The 9,465-nt window shown below is 72.5% G+C and carries 8 protein-coding genes and 1 pseudogene; 4 read left to right on the plus strand and 5 right to left on the minus strand.

Features of this window, described 5'->3' with window-relative positions:
* Positions 1–721: TetR/AcrR family transcriptional regulator (locus tag MTQ10_RS22910; protein WP_282612511.1), on the plus strand; the 721-nt coding region annotated here is incomplete at its 5' end.
* Positions 722–841: 120 nt separating this feature from the next.
* Here the strand turns inward: MTQ10_RS22910 and MTQ10_RS22915 are convergent.
* Together MTQ10_RS22915 and MTQ10_RS22920 are read right to left on the minus strand one after the other, a co-directional pair.
* A complete protein-coding gene (locus MTQ10_RS22915; protein WP_247471898.1) occupies positions 842–1,186 on the minus strand; it encodes a hypothetical protein in 345 nt (114 codons plus the stop codon).
* Positions 1,187–1,331: 145 nt separating this feature from the next.
* Positions 1,332–3,680: an immune inhibitor A domain-containing protein gene (locus MTQ10_RS22920; protein WP_247471901.1), complete on the minus strand. Its 2,349-nt coding sequence runs from the start codon at positions 3,678–3,680 to the stop codon at positions 1,332–1,334.
* A 486-nt stretch (positions 3,681–4,166) separates the two neighbouring features.
* Between MTQ10_RS22920 and MTQ10_RS22925 the strand changes: the two genes are divergently transcribed.
* Positions 4,167–4,415, plus strand: a complete 249-nt coding sequence (locus tag MTQ10_RS22925; RefSeq protein ID WP_374117670.1) for a hypothetical protein — start codon at positions 4,167–4,169, stop codon at positions 4,413–4,415.
* A gap of 51 nt (positions 4,416–4,466) precedes the next feature.
* On the opposite strand, the gene MTQ10_RS22930 is transcribed toward MTQ10_RS22925, so the two are convergent.
* Positions 4,467–5,258, minus strand: coding sequence for an RDD family protein (locus MTQ10_RS22930; protein ID WP_247471904.1), 792 nt, complete (start codon positions 5,256–5,258; stop codon positions 4,467–4,469).
* Between the two features lie 113 nt (positions 5,259–5,371).
* The gene (locus MTQ10_RS22935) at positions 5,372–6,973 is read right to left on the minus strand and encodes an RDD family protein (RefSeq protein ID WP_247471906.1); all 1,602 of its coding nucleotides are present in this window, start codon (positions 6,971–6,973) and stop codon (positions 5,372–5,374) included.
* A 209-nt stretch (positions 6,974–7,182) separates the two neighbouring features.
* Between MTQ10_RS22935 and MTQ10_RS22940 the strand changes: the two genes are divergently transcribed.
* A complete protein-coding gene (locus MTQ10_RS22940) occupies positions 7,183–7,593 on the plus strand; it encodes an SsgA family sporulation/cell division regulator (protein WP_247471908.1) in 411 nt (136 codons plus the stop codon).
* 50 nt (positions 7,594–7,643) lie between these two features.
* Here MTQ10_RS22940 and MTQ10_RS22945 read toward each other — a convergent pair whose 3' ends face one another.
* Positions 7,644–9,059 carry an FAD-binding oxidoreductase gene (locus MTQ10_RS22945; RefSeq protein ID WP_247471913.1) on the minus strand — a complete coding sequence of 472 codons (1,416 nt, stop codon included), beginning with the start codon at positions 9,057–9,059 and terminating at the stop codon, positions 7,644–7,646.
* 91 nt (positions 9,060–9,150) lie between these two features.
* Between MTQ10_RS22945 and MTQ10_RS22950 the strand changes: the two are divergent.
* A pseudogene (locus MTQ10_RS22950) lies at positions 9,151–9,465 on the plus strand (hypothetical protein); the annotation flags it as partial.

Raw genomic sequence — 9,465 nt, forward strand, 5'->3', positions numbered from 1 at the left:
CGACAGCACCCCCGCCGACCCCCGCCGCCGCATCGTCGAAGCCGCCGTCGAGCTGCTGGAGAAGGGCGGCCCGGACGCGGTGAGCACCCGCGCGGTCGCTGCCGCGGCCGGGATGCAGCCACCCGCGATCTACCGGCTCTTCGGCGACAAGGACGGCCTGCTGGAGGCCGTTGCCGAGCACGGATACGCGCAGTTCCTGGAGAGCAAGCGGGCGCAGCTCGACCCGGACCCGAAGGACCCGGTGGAGGATCTGCGGCGCGCCTGGGACACGGTGGTGGAGTTCGGGATCTCCCGGCCGGAGCTGTTCGCCCTGATGAACCGGGCCGGCGGCCGGGCGGCGGCCGGTGCGCACCGGGCGGGGCTGGAGATCCTGCACGGCCGGGTGCGCCGCCTGGCGGCCGGCGGATGGCTGCGGGTCGACGAGCGGCTCGCCGCGCAGATCATCCAGGCCACCGGACAGGGCACGGTGATCACCTGGCACGCCACCCCGCCCGAGCAGCGCGACCCGGCGCTGCTCACATCGATGCGCGAGACCATGATCGCCGCCGTCACCCGCGCGGAACCGGCGGTTCCAGCCGCGGAGAGCGGCCCCGCCGCGGCGGCCCGCGCACTGCGCGCCGGTCTTCCCGACGGCTCGGGCGCCCTGAGCGCGGCCGAGCAGCACCTGCTGCGCGAATGGCTGACGCGCCTGGCCGGCGACACGGACACCCCGCCCGCCTGAGCCCGCACGGCGGCTTCGATACGGCGCTCAAGGGCCCGGCACCCCTCGGACCAGCGCATCGGACCCCGGCCCCGGCCCCCGCACACGGCCTCGCACGCGGCCCCCGCAGGGGAGTGAGCCCTACCGCCGAGCCGCCACCGGACGCCCGAGGAGGGCGCGGATCGGGTGCCACAGCTCCGTGGTGAGGTCAGGGCCGGCGACGCCGCAGTCGGGCGCGGTCCGCCATATCACGCCGTCCGGGTGGTGCAGTACCGCCGTGATCTCGTCCGGCGTCGGCGGGGCCGCGTTGCCCCGCAGATACACCGCGCGCAGCCCCAGGTTGCGCAGCCTGGTCAGGGCACGTGCCCGGTTGCGGGCGTGGACGAGGACCCGCACCCCGGCGGGCCCGTCGGCGGCGGGGCTGGGCAGGTTGAGTGCCACCACCACCGAGCCGTTCGGCAGCTTGCTGAAACCTCCTGCGGCCATGCGGTCACATCCCCGTTTCGGTCGGTCCGGGCCCCGCCCACGGGGCCGGTGTCAATAAGCCGGTCACAGCAGGCACCTAAACACGATCGGCGGCAACCCGCCAGGGGGTTGCCGCCGATACGTGTTTGACCTGCGGAAATACCGCTTACTTCACCGCGGGACGAACCTCGAGGTTGATCGTGGAGCCGTCCTTGGCCTGCTTGACGATCTGGATCCGGGTGTTGGTGTCAGTGACCTTCACACCGGACGCCGGGGCCGCCGGGTCGTAGTAGTCGTTGCGGTGGTCGTCGAAGATCGAGACACCGGCCGTCGGCTTGATCTTGGTCGCGACATCCGCCTTGTGCAGCGTCATGCCGTCCGTTCGGTCCAGGCTGAACGGCGCGTCGTAGGACTGGATACGGCCACGCATGATCGTGCCGTCCTTCCAGCGCAGCGCCTCCGGGTGCGAGTCGATCGGCAGGATCAGACCGGTGCCCGGGTGGACGCTGGTGTTGTTGTCCAGCTGGGAGGTGTCCCACTTCCAGATCAGCAGACCGTTCTGGTACGCGTAGTGCTCGACCCAGTCGGGGCGGGACGCGAAGCCGAAGTTGTACGGGCCGGTCTTCAGCGTCGTGTCGTACGACACGTACTGGCGGTTCTCCGCGATGTAGTACTGCGCGTAGTCCTTGGTGAAGGACGCGCCGATGCGGGAGAAGCCCTTCGCGGTCCACGCGGCGTCCGCGGTCTCCGCGTTGTCGGAGAACACGACGGCGCCGTCGGCGGTCACCGTGATCTCGTCGGCCGCGAAGCCCATCTGGGCGACGCCGCCGTCCGTCTGGTAGCGGAAGCGCAGCTCGATCTTCTGGCCGGCGTAGGCGTCGAGCGAGTACGACAGCTTCTTGTAGCCGTCGATCGAGCCGGTCAGGGCCGGCTTGTCGCTGCCGTCACGCGGGATCGGCTGACCGTCCACCGTGCCGTCCAGGGCGGTCCAGTTGGCGCCGCCGTCCGTGGAGACCTCGGTGTACAGGTAGTCGTAGTTGGCCTCGATGTCGTACCAGCCGTCGAGGGTGAGGACGGCCGACGACTTGCCGGTGAGGTCCACGCTGCGGGTCAGCGTGTTCTTCAGGTCGTCGCCGCTGCCGCTCCACCACTGCGTGGCGCCCTCGGCCGGCTGGACGACCTCTGTGGTGACCGCCTTGTCGGGCAGGCTGACCACGAGGGCCTGCTTGTCCCAGGTGTTGTACTCGGCGACACCCAGCTTGTGCGTGGACTGCTTGCCGGCCTTGGCCGTGTCGTAGTTCAGCCAGCCGAGCTGGAGCTTGTCCCAGGCGTTCATGTCGCCGGGCAGGTCGCCGATCGCGTCCTTGCCGCGGCCCAGCCAGGAACCGGACGACATCAGCGTCCAGAAGCCGGTGGAGTTCTCGCCGCCCGCGGTGTCGTACTCGTCGGGCAGGCCGAGGTCGTGGCCGTACTCGTGCGCGTAGACGCCGAGGCCGCCGTTCTCCGGCTGGATGGTGTAGTCGCCGACCCAGATGCCGGTGTTGCCGATCTGGGCGCCGCCCAGCTTGTTCTGGGCGGGGCCGGTGGCGCCGGCGTCGGTGCCGAAGGCGTACCAGCGGTGCGCCCAGATCGCGTCGGTGCCCTGGGCGCCGCCGCCGGCGGACTCGTCCTCACCGGCGTGCACGATCTGGAAGTGGTCGATGTAGCCGTCGGGCTCGTTGAAGTTGCCGTCGCCGTCGTAGTCGTAGCGGTCCCACTGGTCGAACTGGGCCACGTCCGCCTTGATCTGCGCGTCGGTGCGGCCGGCCGCCTTCTGCTGCGCGACCCAGGCGTTCAGACCGTCGCTGACGACGTTCCACACGCTGGTGCAGTTGCTGGAGCCGCAGGCGTTGTTGCCGTAACGGGCCTCGTTGTACGGCACCTTGACCCAGTCGGAGACCTCGCCGTCGACCGAGTAGCGGCCCGAGGACTGCTTCTCGTAGTACTTCTTCACCGACTCGACGTTCTTGCCGGTGCCGAAGTACAGGTCCTGGAAGTGCTGGCGGTCGTAGTTCGCCTTCCAGTCCGTCGAGTTGTCCTTCTTGCGGTCCGGCTTCGGGATCGTGTTGTGCAGCGGGCCCGGCGTGCCGCCGTACTTCGGATCGACCTGGTCGCCGAACTCGACCAGGATGGTGAAGATCTTGTCGGTCTTCTCCCGTCCCAGCTCGACGTACTTGGTGTCGCCCTTCTTGCCCTTGAGCTGAACGACCTTGGAGCCGTTCTTGTCCTTCACCTGGGCCTTGCCGGATATGACCTGGTCCAGGGCCTCCTGGCGCTGAGCCTCCTGGGTCTTGCTCAGCGGACCGTCGAGGTCGTGCTTGTGCTGCTTCTCGGGCGCCGGGTCGTGCCGGTCCACGGTGGTGGCACCGGAGTTCGGAGCGGCCTGGGCCACCGAGAGGGTGGTGAGGCCGGCGGAAGCCGCCGCGAGCGCGACACCGATGGCCGCCGCTCTGAACTTCCAGGATCTACTGGTCACTTGAGTTCCTCCCCCGCGTTGGCGCACGCGGGATAGGGGCCCCTGGTCATGACGGGAAGCCGCGCGCGCTTGATCAACGCGTGTAGTCAAGTGACGACATTTGACTAGAGGTTTGAGAGAAAAGACAGACCTTGACTTGGACAAGTCAAGGGCACTATGCGGATCGCAGGTTCGCTTTACGGACACCGAACCGCCACATCTCACCCACACAAGACCAGGACATACCCGGCGATGCCGGGCGCCTTCCGACGGACCGTCAGAACACCCTCGGTGGACGGCTCCGACGAACACGCGGGTTTTCCCTATGTCTTCCCTGTGTCGTCCACCCGGCCCCGTCCGGCGCCCGGCCGGGGCACGCCTCAGCGGTGAATCGGTGCGCCCCCCGTGCACCGGCACTGTTGGTCACGTCACGCTTACCGTTCGTTCCGCTCGGGCATGCAGCCGTTTAGAGTCGAGACAACCCCCGCTTCCGAGGACACGATTGCCATGCCTGGTCCGCTGCCTCGCCCGACCGTCGCACAGCTCGCCTACGGTCTGTGCACCGTCATCCTCTCGACGCTCGCCATGCTGCTGCTGTCCCAGACGGGTTCGGGCCCGGCGATCGCCGTGATCGCCGTCGTGGCCCTCGCCCTCGGCGTGCTCGTCGCGATGACGGTCCCCGCGCCCAAGGCGTCCCCGGCGACCGCGCGCCAGGCCTCCGCCGAGCGGAACGAACGCGAACCGGTGGCCCCCTGACACAGACCCACGGCACCGGCACCCGCCCGGCGCGGGCCCTTCGCCGTGCCCTCACCCGGTGCCGACCACCACGGACTTGACCGCCTTGTCGTGCAGACCCTGCTTGTACGGCCTGTCGAAGAAGCTCACACCGCCGCAGATCGCCGTCCACACGAACGGGCAGCAGAACGCGAACGGCACCCACAGCACCACCGCCCGCAGCAGTGAGTTCTGCACCGACAGGTTGACGCCGTTCTCCAGGTTGGCGACGCGCATACCGAGCAGCCTCTTGCCGACGGTCTGCCCGGTGCGGGCGATCAGGACCGTGTCGTACGCGACGAGCAGCACCGCGGCGAGCACCGACTGGCCGATCGACTTGCCCGCGTCGATCCGGTCGCTGTCCACGTCGTACTGCGCGACGCCGAAGGCGAGCGACAGCAGCCAGACGACGACCAGGACGAGGACCATGTCGATGATCCGGGCGAGGGTGCGCTTGCCGCTGTCGGCGAGCGGGGGCATACCGGCGAGCGGATCACCGGGACCGCCGTACGGACCGCCCGGACCTCCGGAGCCGTACGGACCGCCGGAGCTGTAGGGACCGCCGGGCCCCCCAGGGCCGCCGGGACCTCCCGGACCGTACGGGCCGCCTCCGCTGCCGTACGGCGGCGGCTGCTCGCTGCCCGGCGGCCTGTCGTACGGCGAGCCCTGTCCCGGACCTTGCCCCGGCTGGGGCTCCGGTCCCGGCCGGGGCTGCTGCGGGCCGGACCCGGACGGCGGTCCCGCCGGGCCGGGTTCGTCCGAGGGCTTCCTGAACTTGTCGTCCTCCGGTGGCTGCCCGGAGCCGGGGGGCGGTTCGCTGCTCATGCGCCGAGTGCATCCCGCGCGCCCCGCCGCCGCATCCGGCAGGCCGCCGGTCGGAGTAGCGGAACCCCCGCTCCGGACGCAGTGGGCCCCGCCCCGTCACCGCCCGCCGGCGCTCACCCCGCGACGAAGGTGTGCGCCGCCTTGTCGTGCCAGCACTGCCGCCACGGACGGTCGAACAGCCCCCATACGACGCCCACGACACCGACGGCGAGCAGCCCGGGAACGCTGTAGACCAGCCAGCGGCGCAGAGCCGCGCCGAAGGACGGAGGCTCGTGCGCCTCGATGTCCCGCACCTCCAGACCGAACAGCTTCTTGCCCGGCGTGACACCCCACCTGGCGGTGGGCAGCGCCTCGAAGAGGATCCCGGCGAGGAGCAGCACGGCGAGGGTCACCCCGAGGTAGACCGAGGTGGTGCTGTCGAGGATCCACACCGTGACGGTCCGTCCGGTGAGCTTGGCCGCGTCGATCTTCGCGGTGACATGGTCGACCGTCTTCAGGCCGAACGGCACGGCGGCGGCCGAGGTGACGGCGCCGACGATCAGCGTGTCGACGAGCCGCGCCGCCAGCCGCTTGCCGAGGCCCGCGGGGCGCGCCGCGGCCTGCCGGCGGGCCGCGGCCTGGAACACGTCCTCCACCGGCGGTTTCCACGGCGCGACCGGCTGCTCCTCGCCCGCGCCCGCCAGCCGGTGCACCTGCTGCGCCCAGGACGCCTGCCCACCGCCGGGACCGCTGGTCAGCGGCGTGGACACCGATGCGGCGGCGGGCGCAGGCGCAGCGGCCTGGTGGGGTACACCGGGGGTGGCGGGAGTCGCGGGCGCGGCGGGTCCGGGCCGCGGTCCCGCCACCGGCGCGGCAGTCGGCCCGGCGGCGGCCGGGGCCTGCGCGGCGGCGCGGTCGGCCGCGGCCTTCCCCGCGGCGAAACCCGGGCCGGACGCGGCGGCGGCCGGCGCTCCGGCGGCGGCACCCGCGACACCGGCGGCCCCGCCCGCACCGGCGTGCACCGGCCCCTGCGCGGCGAAGCCCGCACCGGCCTCCGGCCAGTCGGGGGACGCGCCCGCGTCCGGGGCGCCCTGCGCGGCCGTACCCGCGCCCTTGCCCTGCGAGGGCACGGGGCGGAAGAGCATCGTGCCGGAGTCCTGGTCGCCCTTGGGGGCGTCGGCGGCGGTGGGCCGGCGGAACACGACGGTGCCCGGCGACGACTCCCCCTCCTCGCCACCGCCCGAGGACGAGGCCGCCGCACCGGACGCCTGCGCCGGGCCCTGCGCGGCCGGTGACGCGGCGGCAGAGTCCGGGGACGACGGGGCCTGGGAGACAGGCAGCCTCGGGTCCGTGCCCGGCGTGGTCCCCCACGACACCCGGCGGTCCCGGTCCGTGCCCGTGCCGGACTGGCGGGCCGGGTCGGCGGTCCACGCCGATGCCGGTTCCTGCGCGCCGGTCTCGGGCGCGGGCTGCGGGTCCTCGTCGAAGAAGTGCGGCCCGGTCTCCTCCACCGAAGCGGCAGCGGAGGCACGGCTCACGCCGGCGTCGGGGGCGGGCTGCGCCGGGCGCACGCCGGGCGGCGGTGCGAGCGGTTCGCCGTCGGTCGGCGCCGGGCGGCTGGTGCCGGGCACCCAGGCGGAGCCGTTCCAGTACCGGACGTATCCGGGGATGGAAGGGTCCGGGTAATAGCCTTCGCGGGGCCGTTCGTCGCCTGGGGCCGGGGTTGGGGCGCTCATGTCCGTCGTCCCGTATCTGTCTCGGGGGTCAGTTGAGGGCCTCCACATCTATCAGACGAGCGCAACCGGCACTGCCTCTCCCGCAGGACCCGCCCCTTTCCGGGCACCCGCGCGAAAAAATTTCCCGAACCCGCGTAATGCTCGCGGGCCGGCCCCCTCTCTCCTCGTACGGGCCCGTCGAGAGGGCCCCTGACGAGAGGACGACACTCATGCACACCGTGGTCGAGCGCGAACTGGAACTGCGGCTGGTCCTGTCGCCGGAGCGCAGCATCCCCGTCCCGGCCAGGCTCGCCTACCGCACCGCCGACCCGTACGCCGTGCACATCACCTTCCACATCAACTCGGAAGCGCCCGTCAACTGGACGTTCGCCCGTGACCTGCTGGTGGAGGGCGTGTTCCGGCCGTGCGGGCACGGCGATGTGCGGGTGTGGCCGACCAAGGCGGACGGGCGCAGCGTCGTGCTGATGGCGCTCAGCTCCCCGGACGGCGACGCCCTGCTGGAGGCGCCGACGGCGCAGGTCTCGGCGTGGCTGGAGCGGACGCTGCGGGTGGTGCCGCCGGGCACGGAGGGCGAGCAGCTGGGCATCGACGACGCCCTCGACCAGCTGCTCGCCCAGTGAGCCCGCTGACGGGCCCGCCGGCCGGCCGGGGCCCCGCCGGGTGCGTGGGGTCAGAACAGCTTGCCCGGGTTGAGGATGCCCAGCGGGTCGAAGACCTGTTTGATCTGCCGTTGCATCTCGATGCCGACGGGGCCGATCTCGCGGGCCAGCCACTCCTTCTTCAGCACGCCCACGCCGTGCTCGCCGGTGATGGTGCCGCCGAGTTCCAGGCCGAGGGCCATGATCTTGTCGAAGGACTCGCGGGCCCGCCGGGACTCCTCGGGGTCCTGCGGGTCGAAGCAGACGGTGGGGTGGGTGTTGCCGTCGCCGGCGTGCGCGCACACCCCGATGGTCAGGCCGTACTCGGCGGCGATGCGCTCGACGCCGTCGAGCATGTCGCCGAGGCGGGAGCGGGGCACGCACACGTCGTCGATCATGGTGGTGCCCTTGACGGCCTCCAGCGCGGTGAGCGACAGCCGCCGCGCCTGGAGCAGCATCTCCGACTCGGCGGTGTCCTCGGCGGGCACGACCTGGGTGGCGCCGGCGGCCTCGCACAGCGCGCCGACGGCGGCGAGGTCGGCGGTCGGGTCGGGGGTGTCGAACGCGGCCAGCAGCAGCGCCTCGGTGGACTCGGGCAGCCCCATCCGGGCAAGGTCGTTCACCGCCTTGACGGTCGTACGGTCCATCAGTTCGAGGAGGGACGGGACGTGCCCGCCGGCCATGATCCGGCACACGGCGTCGCAGGCCGCGGCGGCCGAGGGGAACTCGGCGGCCAGCACCAGCTGCCGGGGCGGCCTGGGCCGCAGCGCCAGGATCGCGCGGACGACGATGCCGAGAGAGCCCTCGGAGCCGACGAAGAGGCGGGTGAGGTCGTATCCGGCGACGCCCTTGGCGGTACGGCGGCCGGTGGACATCAGGCGGCCGTCGGCGAGGACGACGTCCAGGCCGAGCACGTACTCGGCGGTCACGCCGTACTTGACGCAGCACAGGCCGCCGGAGGCGGTGCCGATGTTGCCGCCGATGGTGCACGTCTCCCAGCTGGAGGGGTCGGGCGGGTAGTACAGCCCGTGCTCCTCGACGGCACGGGAGAGCGTGGCGTTGACGACGCCGGGTTCGACGACGGCGATGCGGTCGACCGGGTCGATCTCCAGGATGCGGTCCATCCTGGTGAGGGAGAGCACGATGCAGCCGTCGGTGGCGTTGGCGCCGCCGGACAGGCCCGTGCGGGCGCCCTGCGGGACGACCGGGACGCGCAGCGCGGTCGCGGTGCGCAGGACGTGCTGCACCTGTTCGACGGTGCGCGGCAGTACGACCACGGCGGGGCTGCCGGCCGGGCAGAAGCCGGCCATGTCGCGGGCGTAGGAGGCCGTGACGTCGGGGTCGGTCAGGACGGCCTCGGCGGGCAGGCCCTCCCGCAGCCGGCCGACGAGGGTGCCGGGCTCTGCGGCGTCGTGCGGACGCGGCGCTTCGATACGGCTCATGATCACAGGGTTCCACCGGGGGCCATCGGTGTGAACCCCGCGTACGGGGGCCGTCGTATGCCGGGTGGGGCCGGGGTCCTCGCGCACAGTGAGCGCCATGGAGAACAGCGCCACGCCCGCAGGCCCCACGGACGACCGCGCCACGCCAGCACACCCCGAGGACACCGGCACAGGCCCCGCGCCGGGCCGCGAGAAGGCGACCGACGGCCCCGCACCGGGCGACCCCGAGGACACCACGCCGGGCGGGCACGAGGACCCGGCCACCGGCCGCGCACAGAGCCCCGAGGGCTCGACCACCGGTCCCGCGCCGGCCCCCAGGGACGCCGCCAACCGCCCCGCACCGGACCCCGTGGACACGACCACCGCCCCCGCGCCGGCCCCGGCGGACGGCTCGCCGGAATCCGCCCCGGCC

This window comes from Streptomyces sp. XM83C (genome assembly GCF_023072675.1).
Taxonomy (GTDB): Bacteria; Actinomycetota; Actinomycetes; order Streptomycetales; family Streptomycetaceae; genus Streptomyces; species Streptomyces thermocoprophilus.

Bases quoted from the DNA above. Each gene is read 5' to 3' on its own strand.
- MTQ10_RS22915 (WP_247471898.1), bottom strand. From the start codon at position 1,186: ATGGCCGCAGGAGGTTTCAGCAAGCTGCCGAACGGCTCGGTGGTGGTG.
- MTQ10_RS22925 (WP_374117670.1), top strand. From the start codon at position 4,167: ATGCCTGGTCCGCTGCCTCGCCCGACCGTCGCACAGCTCGCCTACGGT.
- MTQ10_RS22930 (WP_247471904.1), bottom strand. From the start codon at position 5,258: ATGAGCAGCGAACCGCCCCCCGGCTCCGGGCAGCCACCGGAGGACGAC.
- MTQ10_RS22935 (WP_247471906.1), bottom strand. From the start codon at position 6,973: ATGAGCGCCCCAACCCCGGCCCCAGGCGACGAACGGCCCCGCGAAGGC.
- MTQ10_RS22940 (WP_247471908.1), top strand. From the start codon at position 7,183: ATGCACACCGTGGTCGAGCGCGAACTGGAACTGCGGCTGGTCCTGTCG.